Here is an 18,884-nt window from a genome sequence, read left to right as displayed (position 1 = left end):
TTGACGTCACCTCTATGACAGGGCAACCCCAGGAAAACTTGCTTGAAAGCCGTGTTTCAGCCCTGTGACAGGATTTACACGTTGTTACAGGTGCGGGGGTGCAGCTTCGCAGGATTGTGCAACAAGCCGGCAGGAATCGACTAACCGCGCTTCCACCGGCGCGCTTAACCTTGGATCCTGTCGCAGCCCGTCCCACGGCTGCCACTCGAGTACCTGGGAGGGTTGAACATGTCTACGCAGATCCCCGTCAGTCATATGGCCTTTGTCCGCGCCCGCGCCGGGCGTTCGGCGGAACTCGGTGCACGCCTGAGTGCCTTGATCGAGCCGTCCCGCAGCGCGCCGGGTTGCCTGAGTTTTGCCCTGCAACAATCGCAGTGCGATCCGGAATTGTGGCTGGTGTCCGGTTTCTGGATGAACCAGCAGGCCATGACCGCTTATTTCAGCACCCCGGCCATGCAGGTTTTTGCCGGGTTGGTGCAAGACCTGGTGGTCAACAGCCTGGATTTTCATACCTTCAAGGATGTGTCGGCCGCCCAGGCGCTGGGGCAGTCCCAGTCATGGGTACACAAAATGGCGGGTTGAGGGTTTAATGGCTCAATTCTCCATTCAGCAGGATCCGCGAAATGGCACGCAAAGCCTTTGAAACCTTCGAAGCCGTATCGGCCGTAGTACCCCGTGAAGGCGGTTATAACGCCGCGATTGCCACCAAGGCCATCGGTGGTTCGGGTGCACCGCGCTTTCACAAGCTGCTCGAAGAGCAGACCTTCAAAACTGCCCGCGAGGCCGATGAAGCCGCCGCGCTGCAATTGACCCACCTCAAAGATGTCAGCGAAGACGGCGACCTGATCTGGTAACTACTTGACCGCCCCCGGGCGATACATCTTGAACAATGCCTCAGGCCCCAGCTGGAAATAATCCGCTGGCCCGCCGCCGCGCAGAATCGGTTCTGCCGCGGCGGTGTCGTACACCCCATCCTTCAACAGCCACTTGGCGATATGCACGGCGACCACTTCGCCGAGAATCAGCCAGCTCGGCACCACGTTGCCATCGGCCCGCTGCAACTGAATGATCTGCGTGACCTTGCATTCGAAGGACACCGGGCTTTCGGCGACGCGCGGCACCTGGATGATTTTCGACGCTGCCGGGGTCAGTCCGGACAGCTCGAACTCGTTGACCTCAGGCCCGACCATGGCGCAGCTCTGGTTCATCTGCTCGGCCAGCGGACGGGTCGCCAGGTTCCAGGCGAACTCACCGGTGCGCTCGATGTTGTTCAGGCTGTCTTTGCGCCCGACACTGGAAAAACCAATGATCGGCGGAATGTAGTTGAAGGCGTTGAAGAAACTGTAAGGCGCCAGGTTCAAGCGGCCATCGGTATCCTGGGAGGAAATCCAGCCAATGGGGCGCGGGCCGACGATGGCATTGAACGGGTCATGCGGCAGGCCGTGGCCGTTGGCGGGTTCGTAGAAGTGGATGTCGTCGGGCATGGGCGTGGGTTCCAGAAGCTGTATTCGTGGGCGCTCATAGTGCTGGGACGAACAGATAATTTCCAGCGATGAGATCCGAATAATGTGGGAGTGAGCCTGCTCCGGGCGGCGTTCCGACGATAGCGGCGTCACAGACAACAAATTGGTTGCCTGACACACCGCAATCGTCGGAACGCCGCCCGGAGCAGGCTCACTCCCACAGGGTTAGGGTTGAGGCAAATAAAAAGGGGCAGACCCGTTAAGGTCTGCCCCTGTTTTTTATTGCGCGGGCGGGATCAGTCCGTCTCGATCCGCGAGTGTTTGCGGGTGTCTTTCATGGTGATGTACACCAGCAACGACACCGCGATGCACGCCGTGACATACCAGTAGTAACCGGTTTCCATGCCAATGCTCTTGAACCACAGTGCGATGTATTCAGCGGTGCCGCCGAAGATCGACACGGTCAGCGCGTACGGCAGGCCGACGCCCAGCGCGCGGATTTCGGTCGGGAACAGTTCAGCTTTGACCACCGCGTTGATCGAGGTGTAGCCGCTGACGATGATCAGCGCCGCCATGATCAGGAAGAACGCGCCCCACCAGGTTTGCACGGTGTGCAGGGTGGTCAGGATCGGCACGGTGAACAGCGTCCCGAGGATACCGAAGGCAATCAGGATTGGCCGGCGACCGACTTTATCCGAGAGTCCGCCAACGAGTGGTTGCAGGCACATGAACAGGAACAGCGTGGCAGCCGAAATAGTGGTGGAGTCGGAGATGCTCATGCCGACGGTGTTCACCAGGTATTTCTGCATGTACGTGGTGTAGGTGTAGAACGCCAGGGTGCCGCCCATGGTCAGGCCGACCACGGTCATCAGTTCCTTCGGATGGCGCATCAAGGTGCGCATCGCGCTTTCCTTGGCCTTCTCTTTCTTGGTGAACGACTCGGTTTCTTCCATGCCACGACGCAGGTACAGCGCGACCACGGCACACAGCGCGCCGATGGCGAACGGGATGCGCCAGCCCCAGGCGTACAGTTCTTCAGTGGTCAGGGTCTGTTGCAGCACGATCAGCACTGCCAACGCGATGAGCTGGCCGGAGATCAGGGTCACGTACTGGAAGCTGGAGTAGAAGCCGCGACGATCCTTGGTGGCCATCTCGCTGAGGTACGTTGCCGAGGTGCCGTACTCGCCACCGACCGACAGGCCTTGCAGCAGGCGAGCGAAAATCAGCAGGATCGGTGCGCCAATGCCAATGGTTTCATACCCAGGGCTCAGGGCGATCAGCAGCGAGCCGAAACACATCAGATACACCGAAGCCATCAGTGCTTTCTTGCGACCGGCCTTGTCGGCGTAGAGGCCCATCAACCAGCCACCGATCGGGCGCATCAGGAAGCCCACGGCGAAGATCGCGGCGGTGTTCAGCAGTTGCGCGGTGGTGTCGCCTTTGGGGAAAAAAGCCTTGGCAAAGTACAGGGAGAAGGCGGCGTAGACATACCAGTCGTACCACTCGACCATGTTGCCGACAGAGCCGCTGAAGATCGATTTGATGCGACTGGCAGTGGTTCTTTCTTTGGCCGGCAGGGCAGCCGAACCAAGGGGCAGGGTGTTGGAGTTATCCATTGAAGGATCCTCGTTTAATTGTTTTTGTGGAGCGCGTTGAAACGCAGCCTGCTGGGGCTATAGCAGGAGATGTGCCAAGGGGAGGAGGGCCGGTTTAGAGGGGGTTTGCAGCTTGAGTGAGCGGAAATCCGCTTATGGAGCGTTGGGTGACAAGCGGATTTACGCCGAATCTGATCGTTCCCACGCTCTGCGTGGGAATGCCTCAACGGACGCTCCGCGTTCGGCTCTAGATGGGACGCGGAGCGTCCCGGGCTGCATTCCCACGCGGAGCGTGGGAACGATCAGTCGTGCAGGAACATCTCCCGGGTCAGGCCATGGCGCTGCATCTTTTCATTGAACGTCCGGCGCGGCAGTTGCAGTTCTTCAAGCACCGCTTTCACATCCCCCTTGTGCCGGGTCAACGCCGCGCGCAAGCAATGTGCTTCAAACGCTTCCTGCTGCGCCGCCAGTGACTGGCCGGGGTCGATCCCCGCCGGTTCCGGCTCGCCCAGGCCCAACACTTGTCGCTCAGCGACGTTCGCCAATTCGCGCACATTGCCCGGCCAGTCGTGGCTCAGCAGGTGGCTCAACTGCGGGCCGCTCAGCGGTGGAAACGTGCGTCCCAACCGTTCGGCGGCATTTTGCGCGAACGACTCGAACAACAACGGAATGTCTTCACGCCGCTCGCGCAACGGTGGCAGCCGCAACTCGGCCACGTTCAACCGATAGGCCAGGTCCTCACGAAAACGTCCGGCCCGGGCTTCGTCGAGCAAGTCGGGTTTGGTTGCGGCGATGATCCGCAAATCCACGCGGATGCTCTGGTTCGAGCCCAACCGCTCCAGCTTCTGCTCCTGCAACACCCGCAGCAATTTCACCTGCTGGGCCAGCGGCATGCTTTCGATTTCATCGAGAAACAGCGTGCCGCCATCGGCGTATTCGAGCTTGCCGATGCGTTTGCCCGAGGCACCGGTGAACGCGCCGCTCTCGTGACCGAACAGCTCGGCCTCGAACAACTGCTCGGGAATTGCTGCGCAATTCAGCGCCACAAACGGTTTGTCGGCACGCGGACCGAAGTCGTGCAGGCACCGGGCAACCAATTCCTTGCCGCTGCCGGTTTCACCGCGAATCAACACATTGACCGGCAGCGACGCCAGGTCCAGCACTTGCCGACGCAGCGTCTGCAAACCACGGGACACGCCCAGCAACGTCGCATCGAGTTTGGCGCGGTTGTCCGCCTGCTCGTGCAGGGCGCGGTTTTCCAGCACCAGCCGCCGCTTGTCCAGTGCGCGGCGCAGACTGCCGAGCAGCGTTTCGGGGCTGAAGGGTTTTTCCAGGAAGTCGTAGGCGCCATCGCGCATCGCTTCGACCGCCATCGGCACATCGCCGTGACCGGTCAGCAAAATCACCGGCAAGTCGGCATCGCGGCGCTGAACTTCGGCCAGCAGTTCCAGGCCGGTCATGCCAGGCATGCGCACATCGCTGAGGATCACACCGGGGAAATGCTTGGGCAGCTGCGCCAGGCACTCATCGGCGCGGCTGAACAACTGCACCTCGAACCCCGACAGGCTCAGCCATTGTTCGACGGCACTGCGAATGCTGCTTTCGTCGTCGACCACCATCACGGAATTCAGCATGAGCCAGGGGCCTCCAGGTCGATGGGCAAGGTCACGGTGAACACCGCGCCGTTGGCATGATTGTCGGCGCTCAGGCGTCCGCCCGATTCGTGAACGATGGCAAAGGATACGGCCAGCCCGAGGCCCAGGCCATCACCCACCGGTTTGGTGGTGAAGAACGGATCGAACACGTTGGCCAAGTGCTCTTCGGCAATGCCACCACCATTGTCAGAAACTGTCAGGCGCCAGAGTTGTTCGTCGGCTTCGAGACGGATTTCCAGGCGTTTGCAGGGTTTGTCCTGCATGGCGTCCAGGGCGTTGCGCAGCAAATTGATCAGCACTTGTTCCAGGCGAATCGCATCGCCACGCACCCAGGCCGGGCGCGTCAGATGCAGCACGGTGCTGATGTGCTCGTCACGCAGGCGCGCATCCAGCAACTGCAAGGATTGATCGACCACCGCCGCCAAATCCAGGCGCTCACGCAGGCCGCTGGGGCTTTTGCGGGCGAAGGTTTTCAGGTGGCCGGTGAGGGCGGCCATGCGCGTCAGCATGTCATCCACCGGTTTGAGCGCCTTGTAAGCGTCGTCGACCCGACCGTGATCGAGCAGCAGCCTCAGCGTGGCAAGCTGCATGCGCTGGGCAGTCAGCGGCTGGTTGATTTCATGAGCCAGCGCGGCAGACATCTGGCCGAGAGCGGCGAGTTTGGCCGACTGCACCAGACCGTCTTGGGCGGTGCGCAGGTCGCGGGTGCGTTCTTCCACCAATTGTTCCAGCTCTTCACGACTGCGCTGGCGCAGTTTGGCCAGACGCCAGCGCTGATTGAGAAACAGCAACAGAAACACCACGGCCAACCACAACCCGGCGGCGGCGAGCCCGGCGTTGCGCCTGTCTTCGAACGCGATTTGCGGGCGACGCAGCAGGTGCAAGGTCCAGCCTTCGGTGCTCAGCGGCAGCGATTCCCACAGGTAATTCGCCGTCCCGCCAGGCCCCACGACCTGCGTCAGGTCACTGTTGTCATCGAAGCGCCGCACCGATTGATATTCGAGCGGTGTCAGCGGTTGTTTGTCGTATTGACGGGTGGCCTTGAGTTCGGCGTGATCGCTGTCATTCAGCGGTTTCAACAGGCGATAGCGCCAGCCCGGCTGGTTGGCGATAAAAACAATCCCGCGTGCATCGCTGACCAGCAGCGTGTCGCTGCCCTGACGCCACTCGCGCTCCAGTTCCGGAAATTCGAGTTTCACCACCATTGCACCGAGGAACTGGCCGTCGTCACCGGTGACCGCGCTGGATAGGAAGTAACCGGGAATCCCGCTGGTCACGCCCACCGCGTAAAAGCGCCCGGTGCCCTGGGTGCGTGTTTGGCTGAAATAGGGGCGAAAGCCATAGTTGTGACCGACGTAACTGCTGGGCAAACGCCAATTACTCGCGGCCACCGCCAGACCGGTGCGGTCCAGCAATTCCAGGGTCGAGGATTGCGCCGCGCCGTTGATCTTTTCCAGTTTGCGGTTCAGTGCGTCCTGCTGTTCAGCGGACACCGAACCCTTGAGCGCGGCGCGTAACTCCGGGTCCAGCGCGAGCACGGCCGGCAGGGCGCGGTAGCGGTCGATCAGGGTGTGCAGGGAATTGGCGTAGAGCGCCAATTGCTGATTGGCGCGGGCGGCGTCTTCGACCAGCGCCTGGCGTTCGGTGTGGCGGATGGCAAAACCGGCGGCGAGAATCGCGCCAGCGGCTATGACCAGGGTGTAGAGCACCAAACGCAAGAAACGTGAAGTCGGCTGCATGCTGTAGAAAACAGATAGGAGAACGGGCGGGCACCATAACATGGGCCCGTGGATCGTTCTGCCCCGAGATGCAGTCGCCTACACGGCGGTAAATTTACTGGATCTGGAGCGCAGCATGGTTTGGGTATCCTTCAGCACACCTATTACGTCTCTCGTCTCTTGCCAGAGGCTCTGAACCGAGTCCCCTGCCGATTCTCCAAAAAGGCTGAAGGTGTTCATGGCGCTAACGTCCATCGAATTGAAAAACGCTTCAATACCGGCCATTCGGGTGTCCAGCGCGTCAATCAGGTCGGTCAGATTAGTGTCTGCCTTGGCGGTTTTTTCTGCCGACAGCTCGTTTCCGGCGCCGTTGACCTCATGAATAATCTCAACCCCGCCAAGCACCATGCCCAGTCCTGCACTGGCCTCGCTGGCAACCTGCGGGGCGAATATTTTCAGGGCCACGCTGGCGCCAACACTGGCACCTTCTTTGCCGGCCTTGAGCCGGCCTTTTGTATTGCTCTTGATCATTTGTTCATATTTTTTCTCGATATAGGGGGTGAACGCCATCGTCTTGTATTCGGCTTTATTGATGATTTTCTCCGGGGAGAGCTTGCTGCCCTTGAGATTTACAGAAGCACTGGCACCTGTTCGTTCGGCGATGTAGTCCACCGCAAAACTGACGCCCTTTTTCACCGCAAATCCAAGGGCTACGGCTGCCACATTACCGACACCGGGTGCGACAGACGCCAGGGGTTGTAAGGCAGCCCCGATCGCGATCCCTGCGCCATAACTCAAAATTTGCCCACCAAGGTGGACGCCTGTTCTGCGAGTGGTGGAGACTGCGTGCTCCGAAGGTGAGCGATGGTTGAGGATCTGCTGCTGAGCATCCAGTCCACGTCGTTTCGACAGGCCCAATACTTTCAGGTGCGTTTCAATATTTTTTTGCAGCGCCTGTCTTGCCCGGACAGGCGCACTGGCTTGGCGCATGCTGGCGTACTCGATGTTTTCCCGCGCTTGAAATCTTCTCGTTGCCTCGCTAAAAGAATTGCTTCTGGTTTCGCCATTGACGTCGACGTACAACATCGGGTTGTTCCCCACAAACCCATACAAGTTCAGCCCATCCACATCCCCCGCCGGGTCAGCACTCACCCAACGCTGCAACCACGGCGCGTAATAGCGCGCACCGTAGTAATACAGCCCGCTGTCATCCATTTCCTTGCCCGAATAGCGGATGGTTTTGTAGTCGACGTCCACCTCACTTCCCCGCGCGAACCAGGCCGTGGCGCCGAACGGGTAATAACCTTCCTCGCTGATCACCTGTGCATTTTGATCGAGCTCCAGCGTGGAGGAACCCAGATGGTCATCGACGCTGTAGCGCACTTGATCGGCGGCGATGTTCGCGGGTTGGCCGCTGACCCAGTGCAGGCAACGCACGCTGCCGTGCCCACCGGGCAGGGTGATCACGTGCAGTTCTTCGCCGTTGTCACGGGTGCGGATTTCCAGGCCCGGCAGGTAGATCACTTCCTGGAAGTGAGTCAGCGAAGGTGTGTGGGTTTCATGGCGTTTGAACACGCGCACGCCCTGGCTGTAGCGGTAGAACTCCTGGTCATTGGTGCCGTTGTCGCGTTTGACCAGCGTCACCGATGCCAGTTGGTCCAGGGTGTTCCACGTCAAGGTCTTGCCCGGCTGCAAGTGCTGGAGGTTGCCATGAACATCGAACAACGCGGGGAAAACCGGGACAGGATCTCCCTCTTTCCAGCGCACACCACGGTTGCTGCCAGGGTCGATGAACATCGCGCGGGTGTGTGAGGTCCCCGCCCGCACGTGACGCAGTTCGATCAGGTTGTTACCGGCGTCGTACTCGTAGTGTTGGGTGTAATTGAGCCGATTGTTCGGATCCCCGGGCAGGGGCCGACCCGGAGCATCCGACGGCGGCGCATCGTCGTAACCGCTGGCGCGGGTCAGGCGGTACAGCGAGTCATAGGTGAAGTCGCGGTGGCCGTCGACCAGCTGGTTGGCGAAATGGATCGGCTGGAAGGTGTGGTCTTCGAGGCGGGTGATGTTGCCGACACGATCATAGAAATATTCCAGATCCTGCAGCGCCTGCTCGGCTTTTTTTTGTGCCCGTTGTGTCGCCAGGCGCCCATCGGCCGGGTCGTAGGTCCAGGTGCTGAGCACCTCGTTGCCGGCGCGTTGTTCGATGATCTGGCCGGCGGCGTTGTACTGCGCGTCTTGCAGAACCGGCTGCCAGTTCGGGCTGTCTTTGATCCGCAGTTCAACCTGCTTGAGCTGCCCGGCGATGTCGTAGCGCGACTGTTGCTGGTGCTCACCGGCATCGGTCTGGCTCAGCACTGTTCCGATTGGGCTATACATTCGGCTGCTGCGGTAGGGGGGGCCCTCGACCAGGGTTCGGGTTTCGCGCAAGGGTTGTCCGAGCAGGCTGTAGCTGTCGAAACTCAAGGTGCCGGAGCGGTCGAGTTGCCCGGTCAATTGGCCGCGCAGGTTAAATGCGGGATCGGCGGAGTCATCGGCATAGGAGAAGGTTTCGACGTTCGGCGTATCAATTTCCTCGACGGCAATCGGCCGCAACTGACGGTCGTAGGTGGTGCGCCAATGACTGCCGCGTTGGTCCCAGCGCTGCAATGCTTCCCCGGCCAGCCCCGGCAGGCTTAAACGCCAGCCTGCATCGACGGAGTCGACTTTGAGCGATTCACCGGACAGGCTATAGATGGTGGCGAGGTTGGGTTTGGAAGCGGTGCCGAACAGGCGCGGATCCCATTGCTCTATCAGTCGCCCGGTGGCGTTGTAATGCTGGCGGTTGATCAGGGTTGCGAGTGGCCCGTTGACGACCTTGCACAGGTAAGCCACTTGCCTGATCGGTAAGCCTCGACTGTCATAGGCAATCAGCTTCGGCGCGCAACGCGAGGTCGATATACTCATTGCTGAATCTCAGGCGGCATTTTTTTTCATCAAGTACTGAGACATCCGATCAGTTAGGTCGAGTACCCGTATGATTCTGCCGCTGGTGACGAGCTCCGCTTCACGCAATACCTTGAGCGTCCCCGCGGCTTCACCCTCGTGTCCGCTATTTTCAAGTTCTGTCAGGGCCACATTGGCTAGGTCTTCTTGCTCGTCAAGGTGGCTGAGCAGGGCAGTGAGTTCATCACGGATTACATCCAGGTCTCTTTGGCCGAAACTGTCATTTAAGGCTTCTGTCACCTGGATACCTAGTCGCAAAAAGCCGAGTGCCTTTTCCAGATGCGAAGCGTATTTGAACCCTTTGTCGGCTAACCCGACGCCCGCCACGATCGCCGTCTCTTTGATTCCTTCTGCGGTCCTCGGGTCGTACTTGCTGACTAATTCTTGCACTTCTTCCAACGCACTGAAGGGCGTGATGTTGGCTGTCTTGTTCAGGCTTTCCAGGCTGAAGTCACCGGATCCGGGCAGCAATGGATACCCGAAACGGGTATTTTTGGCAGCTTCGTCCAGAGCGTTGCTCGTGATATCCGCAGCTGCGGCACCCGCAACAACGGCGGCGACGGCTGCAACCGGTCCGAGGGGGGCCGTCGCCGTTGCAGCCAGCATACCGGCCGTCGTGGCCGTTACGGCCTGTGCGGAAAGACTGACTGCTGTAAAGCCGAGTTTTAATCCAGATCTTTTATAGATATCTCGTGTTCGGGTCATGTTGTAGAGCTGATAAATCGCCCTGTCCGCCCTCTGACTGACCACTGACAAGAGACTGACATATTCATTGAGGGACGCTCTTAGTTCGGCGGGAGAGCGTTCGGCACCATTCTCATCGAAGTAATTCAGGGGATTGTTCCCCACAAACCCAAACAAATTCAGCCCATCCACATCCCCCGCCGGATCGGCACTCACCCAACGCTGCAACCACGGCGCGTAGTAACGCGCACCGTAGTAATACAACCCGCTGTCATCCATTTCCTTGCCCGAATAGCGGATGGTTTTGTAGTCGACGTCCAGCTCGCTGCCCCGCGCATACCAGGCCGTGGCGCCGAACGGGTAATAACCTTCCTGGCTGATCACCTGTGCCTGTTGATCGAGTTCCAGCGTGGAGGAGCCCAAGTGGTCATCGAGGCTGTAGCGCACTTGATCGTTGGCGACGTTGGCCGGTTGGCCGCTGACCCAGTGCAGGCAACGGACGCTGCCGTGCCCGCCGGGCAAGATGATCACGTGCAGTTCTTCGCCGTTGTCGCGGGTGCGGATTTCCAGGCCCGGGAGGTAGATCACTTCCTGGAAATGAGTCAGCGAGGAGGTGTGGGTTTCGTGGCGTTTGTACACGCGCACGCCCTGGCTGTAGCGGTAGTACTCCTGGTCATTGGGGCCGTTGTCGCGGTTGACCAGCGTCACCGCTTCCAGCTGATCCAGGCTGTTCCACGTCAAGGTCTTGCCCGGCTGCAAGGCCTGGAGGTTGCCATGAACGTCGAACAACGCGGGGAAAACCGGGGCAGGATCTCCCTCTTTCCAGCGCACACCACGGTTGCTGCCAGGGTCGATGAACATTGCGCGGGTGTGTGAGGCTCCCGCCCGCACGTGCCGCAGTTCGATCAGGTTGTTACCGGCGTCGTACTCGTAGTGTTGCGTGTAGTTGAGCCGATTGTTCGGATCCCCGGGCAGGGGCCGGCCCGGAATGTCCGACGGCGGCGCATCGTCGCAACCGCTGGCGCGGGTCAGGCGGTATAGCGAGTCATAGGTGAAGTCACGGTGGCCGTCGACCAGCTGGTTGGCGAAATAGATCGGCTGGAAGGTGTGGTCTTCGAGACGGGTGATGTTGCCGACGCGATCGTAGAAATATTCCAGGTCCTGCAGCGCCGGCTCGGCGTTTTTTTGTGCCTGTTGCGTAGCCAGGCGCCCATCGGCCGGGTCGTAGGTCCAGGTGCTGAGCACGTCGTTGCCAGCGCGTTGTTCGATGATCTGGCCGGCGGCGTTGTACTGCGCGTCTTTGAGCACCAGCTGCCAGTTCGGGCTGCCTTTGATCCGCAGTTCAACCTGCTTGAGTTGTCCGGCGATGTCGTAGCGCGACTGTTGCTGGTGCTCACCGGCATCGGTCTGGCTCAACACTGTTCCGATTGGGCTATACATTCGGCTGCTGCGGTAGGGGGGGCCCTCAACCAGGGTTCGGGTTTCGCGCAAGGGTTGTCCGAGCAGGCTGTAGCTGTCGAAACTCAAGGTGCCGGAGCGGTCGAGTTGCCCGGTCAGTTGGCCGCGCCGGTTAAACGCGGGATCGGCGGAGTCATCGGCATAGGAGAAGGTTTCGACGTTCGGCGTATCAATTTCCTCGACGACTATCGGACGCAACTGACGGTCGTAGGTGGTGCGCCAATGACTGCCGCGTTGGTCCCAGCGCTGGAGCTCTTCCCCCGACAGCCCAGGCAGGCTCAAACGCCAACCGGCGTCGACGGAATCGACTTTCAACGGCTCACCGGACAGGCGATAAACCGTGGCCATGTTGGGGACGACACCGAACAGTCGCGGATCCCATTGCTCGAGCAGTCGCCCGGCAACGTCGTAGCGCTGGCGGCCGATCAGAGTTTCCACGGGGTCGGCAGCGACCTTGCGCAAGTACGCGACCTGGCGAATCGACAAGCCCCGACTATCGATGACCGTCAGGTTCGGGGTGCGCCAATGAACCGAGGTCGTCATGGCTTGCCTGCTTTCAGCTCACCTTCAGGCGGTACAACGTAGGTGTCGTTGAAATCCAGGCTGGTGGTGTACCAGGGATGGATGATCTCGAGCGCGACATCTCCTTTGGCGTTGATGACTTTGTACAGACGACCCAGCACGTCGTAAAAGTTCTGATCGTGATGGCCGAACTCCCGGAAGGAATGGTCATTGATATAGCAATGTCTATCGGCGAAATAAGGGCGAAATACCCGAACGGCCGACCCCTTGTTGTTGTATTCCACACGTTCGCTGACGCGCCAGCGCGGATCGGCGTGCGCGACCTTGGGTTTGCCGTCTTCAATCACCAGCTCACCGTTGACCACCACAAACGCCAGCCCCGGTTCGACCAACTGTTTGGTCTGCAGTGTCCGGCCGAAACCGTCCACAAAGACTTTGACGATCTGGATTTGTTGCAGCTCATCATCCCAATAGCGGTCGGCGGTGAGGACGACGCTGTGCACCGGTTCGCGGGGCACCGTGCGGATCAGGTCGAGCAGCGCTTGTTCAGGCGCGGTCAGGGACTTGAGCCGGGACAGGCGACGGCGGGCGCTGGCACAAATGTGCAGGCTGGGTAGCACGTAACCCTGGGCGATCCAGGCGGCCAGCCAGTCAGGTGTCTGGCTGACGGACGGGGGGAGTTCGCCCATCCAGCTGAACAGGTCCTTGCGCAATACGCTGGCTGCTTTTTGCAGGGCGCCTTTGGGATCTTCGATGGCCGGGTCTGGACGATGGTCAATGGGACGTTCGTGTTCGTCGAGGGGGCGAAAACCAACTTTTTCGCCGCCTTCAGTGCCAAAAAAACTGATGGCAAGGGGTTGCCCGGACGGCTCATAAAGGGCTTCCTCGACATTGTCATTGGCATCGAAGCGGCGCATGAGTTGCAGCGCGTGGTAGTCATATTCGAAACGGGCTTCGCACAAGTCCGGCTGGGTGATGCTTTTCGGCAGCAGACAGTAGGCGTCGTATTGGGCTTTCGTGATGCCGTAGCTGGGGGTTTCGTTGTACGCCATCACTTTGTAAAAACTATCGAGCTCGCCGTACTTGGCAAAACCGTACCGGGACGACCATAGGTTTCTCTCCTTGTTCTCTTCCTCGTCTGCCTCTGGGTCTATCCCCAGCACCAGAGGCATGGCCGAATAACCGATTTTTTCCAGTTCGTCCCGAATATCCAGCAACGGCACCGTGTCGTAGGCTTGCAGTGCGGTCTTGTCCAGTTGGGCAATTTCCAGCGGTGCCCGCAGTGCCTCGAAATCAGCCTCGCCGTCGGCAAGCAGTGTTCGGTTGTCGGTCTTGAAGTAGCGATAGACCGACTGCGTGGTCAGTAGCCGCTGAGCCACCCATTCGGGCGAGGCGTACAGTTCGAGAAGCCCTTCATAAGAAATGTCTGCGGGGGCGAGTCCCCCGGCGGCTGGCTTCTTGGGCAGTACCAACGCATTGCCCCGTTGCAGATAGGGCAGACCCAGTCGCCAGCCTTGCCAGCCTTGCCAGTCCTCCAACTTCTGCAAATGAATGAACTCGGCGCGGGTTTCATTCAGGTAATAGGACTGTTGCGCCGGGTCATGGGCATCAAGCCACCATTTCTGTTCATCGACATCGTCAAAGGGCGGTTCATCCTGCTCGGTCCTGCGCCGTGCATAGCTAACCGTGATGGCATGCACAGGCAGCCCGAACTCGTCGTGGCTCAAGGTGATTTCATGTCGGCACAGCGGGTCATTCACGAAGCGTTCGTACTGGTAACTGATCGTTTCCAGTTGCAAGGGCAGCATGACCGGGTGCGCGTCATGGTCTGCCTTTTTGCGCTGTTCGCGAACCTTGTAACGGCTTTCCTCCACCGCGAACGGCACCGCCGTGGCCAGGTCATCGTCGGCGGCGTAGGTCTCCACGCGCAACACCGAACCGGCGAGGGCGTTGGCGATTTCGTGGGCGGTGGCTTCGTCGGGCGGCGGGATCGGCTCATCGAAAGCGTCGTTGTGGTGGTACTGGCAGAACAGCGTGGGTTTCAAATCACAGGCTTCGGAGTCACGGTTGAAATAGCCATCGCGTGGCAGGTCGATTTGCCGTCCGGTGTGGAACCAGGTGCAGACCAGCGCCGGGGCGGTAAAACCGGTGTCATCTGCCCGTGTGGCCGTTTCGCTGTCGGTCTGGCGCAGCAGGCCAAAGCCACGAAACTCGCGGTTCCGGCCATCGTAGTAACCCTGCAAATACTGGAAAAACTGGTTCAGGCAGTTGCCGGTGATTTCATCGAGCTGGCTTTGTTGCTTGACCACGGGCACCGGGAACGGCAAGTAGGAAATCGGCAGACGTTTGAGCTTGAGTATCCGATTTTTTTCATCCAGCCATTCCTGCGCCGAACTGCGATACACCACCTGGGTGCTGCAGCCCATGTTGTTGTTGCTGGCGACCAGCATGTACGGTTTGGCGCTGACGAAATCGTAGCGCCAGTGCCGTGGTTTCATGTGCGGCACGGTCAAGATCAGGCTCGCGCACCCCAGGCCTTGCAGGTCGGCAAGAGTGACCTGGCACAGGTTGTCGTAGCGGATTCCTTCGGGCCACGGCACCGTTACGGGGATTTGCTCCAGACCATTGCCGCCATGATTGAAATAGATCTCGAAACAGTCGGACTGCAGATAAATCAGTGCCGGTGCACCAGAGCCGTCCAGATCGGCAATCCGCACCCGCGCCGCGTCGAATGTCGCGTAGTCGAAGGGCAGGGCACTCATGACGAAGCCTTTGCCGAACCGACCGTGACCAAGGTTCGGCCAGCATTTGATTTCGTCGTGGCGGATGCGGCACAGCTCGGTCATGTCGCTGCCCAGTAAATTGCCGAGCAACACCAGTTCGCTGCGAGCGTTGCTGAACAGCGGCAGGCGGTCGGTGTCCGGTGTGTGCTCGACGTCCTGGCCCGGCGCGAAACCTTCCTCACGCCGATTGGCGTACAGGCGCACGCTGCGCGGGCCGATCAGCGCCATCGAGCTGAGCCCGTCGCCCATCAAATCGCCAGACTGTGTAAGCGTTTGGAAAAACTCCACCGGGAATGCTGTAAAGGGAATGAACCCTGACCAGCTGCGATCGGGGTTGAGGGTGTGGAAGCCGCTCATGCCGGGGGACGCGAGGATCCAGTCCAGCCGGCCGTCGCCGGTCAGGTCGGTCAACGCCTGATAGGTCGGTTGATTGCGATCGGCTACGGGAATTCGCGACAGTTCTGTCCAGGGACCGTAGTGGATGTCATCGGCCCCTGTCAGCGCGCGCAAGGGTTCGCGGTAATACCAGCTCTGGTCGTAACGGCAGAGAAACCCCGGCACACCTTCACCGAACAGATCAACGCATTGATGAAGCGCGCCGTCCTCGATGCCGGGCATGTTTTCGAACGGGAACGGACTCGACTGCTTGTTGAGTTCGAACTCTGAATAGTCGAAAACCACTGGCGGCATGTTTTCCACGGCGCCGCTGGCGTCGTATGACTGATAGTGCGCTTTTTTCAGTTGGTTATATGTCCGGTGAGTCGTAGGGTATTCCAGCAACAATCGCCGAACCAGCACAGGTTTCGGACCTAAGTGCTCGGGGAAATGGTGAAACATCAAGACCTGATGGCACAGGCGGCGGGTCCCTAGTTCAAATCCGTAGGTGTAGCTGTGGAAGGGATCGCTGCGCAATTGCCACTCACCATGACCATTGCCGGGAGCATCGAACGGCGGGCCGTAGATCGGCTTCTTTTCCAGGTCGAGGGTGCGTTCGCCGTAGTCGAACAGCAGGTGGAAATGCCAATCCAGGCTCGCCGGGTTTTCCACTGTCCAGGCATACAGGTCTTGGCTGGCCTTGGCATTGCCGTAATACACCCGGTGCAGGTAACGCTGGGCACGATAGTCGTGTTTGTCCTCCGGGGTGTTAGCCTGATCCTCGGGCTTATAGTCGAAACAGATGTGTTCGCCATGAGGGTTCATGCTTTCTAGCAGCAACCACACACCGATACGCAGCGCCGCGACAGGGTTGGTTGTGTCTATAGGTTCGGCGCGCCGCGAAGCGTCGGTCTTACCGTAGACATGCAGGCTGCCATCGGCCCCGTGCACCAGCCAGAAGGGCGGCTTTTCCTCCGGTTGCCACAGCTCGATCAGCTCGAACGAACTCTCGACCCGCGGCCAGTAGCGCACAACGTCGTGCTTGCCAATGGAGAGGCCGCGATATTCGGTTACTTCTCTGGACGTTGGCTTGCCCTCGGCATCCAGCTCGGGCATCAACTCCTCGCCGCCAGGGCCGACCATGATGTCGGTGGCGAGGTAATCGGGCACACCCTTGCTGGTCTGGCGAGTGATGGCACTGGTCCCCAAACGCCAGCCAATGCCGAACGGACCGTTACCGCCCTGGCTGTCATAGCCCAGCGCCATGGCGGGGTCGAAACCGCGCCCTGCTGAAAGGGGCAGCGGCAATTCGAATGAAGCACTGCCCGTTACGCCGACCGATCCCCAGCTTTTGCCGATCGTGGCAATGGAAGCGCTCTTGGCGATCGAGGGTTCAGTGATGCTCAGGGACGCTTGCTCTTCCATGGGGCTGATCCTGTATCGGCTTTGCGCTCTTCCATAGCAACGGAGTCGCGTGATGGAGCGACGCTAACAAAATCAGGGGAAGGTGTGACCTGTCACATCTGACAGGTGGGGCGGGGTTTTCTAGACCGAATATGTTGAAAAACGCTGTGCGTTATAGCGAATGGTAAAAATGGGGCGCAAAAAAAACGGCCGGGACATCTGAAAGACGACCCGGCCGTATGGGCAAGCTCAAGCGTTTACTGCACTTCTACCGCCAGGCTTTCACTGATCTTTTTCTGCCAGATGGCAGGACCGGTGATGTGTACCGACTCGCCCTTGCTGTCGACCGCAACAGTCACAGGCATGTCCTTGACGTCGAACTCGTAGATCGCTTCCATGCCCAGTTCGGCGAAAGCCACCACGCGGGATTTCTTGATGGCTTGCGCCACCAGGTAAGCCGCGCCGCCGACTGCCATCAGGTAAACGGCTTTGTGGTCCTTGATCGCTTCGATCGCAGTGGGGCCGCGCTCGGATTTGCCGATCATGCCCAACAGGCCGGTTTGCTCGAGGATCTGACGGGTGAACTTGTCCATCCGCGTCGCGGTGGTCGGGCCGGCAGGGCCAACCACTTCTTCGCGCACCGGATCAACCGGGCCGACGTAGTAGATGAAGCGACCCTTGAGGTCCACCGGCAGGGTTTCACCCTTGTTCAGCATCTCGACCATGCGCTTGTGCGCCGCGTCGCGACCGGTGAGCATCTTGCCGTTGAGCAGGACGGTTTCGCCCGGCTTCCAGCTCTGCACGTCTTCCGGGGTCAGGGTGTCGAGGTTGACGCGACGGGCCGATGGGCCGGCTTCCCAGACGATTTCCGGGTAGGCGTCCAGCGGTGGCGCTTCCAGGGAGGCCGGGCCGGAACCGTCGAGCACGAAGTGCGCGTGACGGGTGGCGGCGCAGTTCGGGATCATGCACACCGGCAACGAAGCGGCGTGGGTCGGGTAATCCATGATCTTCACGTCGAGCACGGTGGTCAGGCCACCCAAGCCCTGGGCGCCGATGCCCAGTTGGTTGACCTTCTCGAACAGTTCCAGGCGCATCTCTTCGATACGGTTGGACGGGCCGCGCTTTTTCAGCTCGTGAATGTCGATGGATTCCATCAACACTTCCTTGGCCATCACCGCGGCTTTCTCGGCGGTGCCGCCGATGCCAATGCCGAGCATGCCCGGTGGGCACCAGCCGGCGCCCATTTCCGGAACGGTTTTCAGCACCCAGTCAACGATCGAGTCGGACGGGTTGAGCATGGCCATTTTCGACTTGTTCTCGGAACCGCCGCCCTTGGCTGCCACGTCCACTTCCACGGTGTTACCCGGAACGATGGAGTAGTGGATAACGGCCGGGGTGTTGTCCTTGGTGTTTTTACGAGCGCCCGCCGGGTCGGCGAGGATCGAGGCACGCAAGACGTTTTCCGGCAGGTTGTAAGCCCGGCGCACGCCTTCGTTGATCATGTCGTCCAGGCCCATGGTGGCGCCATCCCAGCGTACGTCCATGCCCACGCGAACGAAGACGGTAACGATGCCGGTGTCCTGGCAGATCGGGCGGTGGCCGGTGGCGCACATCCGCGAGTTGATCAGGATTTGCGCCATGGAGTCACGGGCCGCTGGCGATTCTTCGCGCAGGTAGGCTTCGTGCATCGCCTGGATGAAGTCAACGGGGTGGTAGTAGGAAATGAATTGCAGGGCGTCGGCAACGCTCTGAATCAGGTCGTCTTGCTTGATCACGGTCATGAGTCGCGCTCCTCTAAAAGACGGGAACATTCAATAAGGTGCTTGCAGCTTGGGTGCATCGGTCGGTTGCAAGCACCTTTCAAGGCACGCCGGGGCTGCTGGCGCGACGCTAAAAAGGCGCGGCAGTATAACGCGCCTCGGTTCCGGGCACACCCGCCGACAGTCAATCGTTGGTCGCATAAAGCGGTTAAGGCGATGGTTGTAGTTATTGTGGCGAGGGGGCTTGCCCCCGTTGGACTGCGCAGCAGTCCCCCAAAGTCCACATCAATGTGTCAGTCGAACCGCATGCATAGACTTTGCGACTGCTTCGCAGCCGAACGGGGGCAAGCCCCCTCGCCACAGCAGGGGCGCCTTTACTACAGGTATGGGTCAGATATTCAGCTATATGTGTATTTTAGGGTCATGCCTTTGACGCCAGTTTTTCGCCCTGAAAATTGAATGGTCATTTATCAGGCACGCAACTA

Annotated in this window: 10 protein-coding genes; 2 read left to right on the top strand and 8 right to left on the bottom strand. The window is 59.9% G+C overall.

Going from position 1 to position 18,884, the window contains the following annotated elements; translation table 11 throughout:
* The first annotated feature begins 228 nt into the window (after window positions 1-228).
* Both BLW70_RS27975 and BLW70_RS27970 read left to right on the top strand, forming a co-directional pair.
* A complete protein-coding gene (locus tag BLW70_RS27975; RefSeq protein WP_074879597.1) occupies window positions 229-582 on the top strand; it encodes a putative quinol monooxygenase in 354 nt (117 codons plus the stop codon).
* Between the two features lie 41 nt (window positions 583-623).
* Window positions 624-854 carry a hypothetical protein gene (locus BLW70_RS27970; protein WP_033057544.1) on the top strand — a complete coding sequence of 77 codons (231 nt, stop codon included), beginning with the start codon at window positions 624-626 and terminating at the stop codon, window positions 852-854.
* Here the strand turns inward: BLW70_RS27970 and BLW70_RS27965 are convergent, their stop codons facing one another.
* The 8 genes from BLW70_RS27965 to BLW70_RS27930 form a co-directional block, all read right to left on the bottom strand.
* Window positions 855-1,484, bottom strand: a complete 630-nt coding sequence (locus BLW70_RS27965; protein ID WP_074879595.1) for a flavin reductase family protein — start codon at window positions 1,482-1,484, stop codon at window positions 855-857.
* Window positions 1,485-1,759: 275 nt separating this feature from the next.
* The gene (locus BLW70_RS27960) at window positions 1,760-3,079 is read right to left on the bottom strand and encodes an MFS transporter (protein WP_074879592.1); all 1,320 of its coding nucleotides are present in this window, start codon (window positions 3,077-3,079) and stop codon (window positions 1,760-1,762) included.
* Window positions 3,080-3,360: 281 nt separating this feature from the next.
* On the bottom strand, window positions 3,361-4,692 hold the full coding sequence (locus BLW70_RS27955; RefSeq protein ID WP_074879590.1) for a sigma-54-dependent transcriptional regulator: 1,332 nt from the start codon (window positions 4,690-4,692) through the stop codon (window positions 3,361-3,363).
* Window positions 4,686-6,452, bottom strand: coding sequence for a sensor histidine kinase (locus tag BLW70_RS27950; protein ID WP_174553777.1), 1,767 nt, complete (start codon window positions 6,450-6,452; stop codon window positions 4,686-4,688). Before BLW70_RS27950 ends, BLW70_RS27955 begins: the two co-directional genes overlap by 7 nt.
* A gap of 78 nt (window positions 6,453-6,530) precedes the next feature.
* On the bottom strand, window positions 6,531-9,374 hold the full coding sequence (locus BLW70_RS27945; RefSeq protein ID WP_074879584.1) for an RHS repeat domain-containing protein: 2,844 nt from the start codon (window positions 9,372-9,374) through the stop codon (window positions 6,531-6,533).
* A gap of 9 nt (window positions 9,375-9,383) precedes the next feature.
* Window positions 9,384-12,098 carry an RHS repeat domain-containing protein gene (locus BLW70_RS27940; protein WP_074879582.1) on the bottom strand — a complete coding sequence of 905 codons (2,715 nt, stop codon included), beginning with the start codon at window positions 12,096-12,098 and terminating at the stop codon, window positions 9,384-9,386.
* Entirely contained in the window at window positions 12,095-16,660 is a 4,566-nt protein-coding gene (locus BLW70_RS27935) for a SpvB/TcaC N-terminal domain-containing protein (protein ID WP_074879579.1), read from the bottom strand. The genes BLW70_RS27940 and BLW70_RS27935 overlap by 4 nt, the downstream gene beginning before the upstream one ends.
* Window positions 16,661-16,896: 236 nt before the next feature.
* Window positions 16,897-18,420 carry a fumarate hydratase gene (locus BLW70_RS27930; protein ID WP_008156025.1) on the bottom strand — a complete coding sequence of 508 codons (1,524 nt, stop codon included), beginning with the start codon at window positions 18,418-18,420 and terminating at the stop codon, window positions 16,897-16,899.
* Between the last annotated feature and the right edge of the window lie 464 nt (window positions 18,421-18,884).

It is taken from the genome of Pseudomonas frederiksbergensis, from assembly GCF_900105495.1.
Classification (GTDB): domain Bacteria; phylum Pseudomonadota; class Gammaproteobacteria; order Pseudomonadales; family Pseudomonadaceae; genus Aquipseudomonas; species Aquipseudomonas frederiksbergensis.
This window is presented reverse-complemented; position numbering and strand designations above follow the sequence as displayed.

Excerpts from the sequence above, each read along its gene's own strand:
- BLW70_RS27975 (WP_074879597.1), top strand. The coding sequence starts at position 229 with ATGTCTACGCAGATCCCCGTCAGTCATATGGCCTTTGTCCGCGCCCGC.
- BLW70_RS27970 (WP_033057544.1), top strand. The coding sequence starts at position 624 with ATGGCACGCAAAGCCTTTGAAACCTTCGAAGCCGTATCGGCCGTAGTA.
- BLW70_RS27965 (WP_074879595.1), bottom strand. The coding sequence starts at position 1,484 with ATGCCCGACGACATCCACTTCTACGAACCCGCCAACGGCCACGGCCTG.
- BLW70_RS27960 (WP_074879592.1), bottom strand. The coding sequence starts at position 3,079 with ATGGATAACTCCAACACCCTGCCCCTTGGTTCGGCTGCCCTGCCGGCC.
- BLW70_RS27955 (WP_074879590.1), bottom strand. The coding sequence starts at position 4,692 with ATGCTGAATTCCGTGATGGTGGTCGACGACGAAAGCAGCATTCGCAGT.
- BLW70_RS27950 (WP_174553777.1), bottom strand. The coding sequence starts at position 6,452 with ATGCAGCCGACTTCACGTTTCTTGCGTTTGGTGCTCTACACCCTGGTC.
- BLW70_RS27945 (WP_074879584.1), bottom strand. The coding sequence starts at position 9,374 with ATGAGTATATCGACCTCGCGTTGCGCGCCGAAGCTGATTGCCTATGAC.
- BLW70_RS27940 (WP_074879582.1), bottom strand. The coding sequence starts at position 12,098 with ATGACGACCTCGGTTCATTGGCGCACCCCGAACCTGACGGTCATCGAT.
- BLW70_RS27935 (WP_074879579.1), bottom strand. The coding sequence starts at position 16,660 with ATGGAAGAGCAAGCGTCCCTGAGCATCACTGAACCCTCGATCGCCAAG.
- BLW70_RS27930 (WP_008156025.1), bottom strand. The coding sequence starts at position 18,420 with ATGACCGTGATCAAGCAAGACGACCTGATTCAGAGCGTTGCCGACGCC.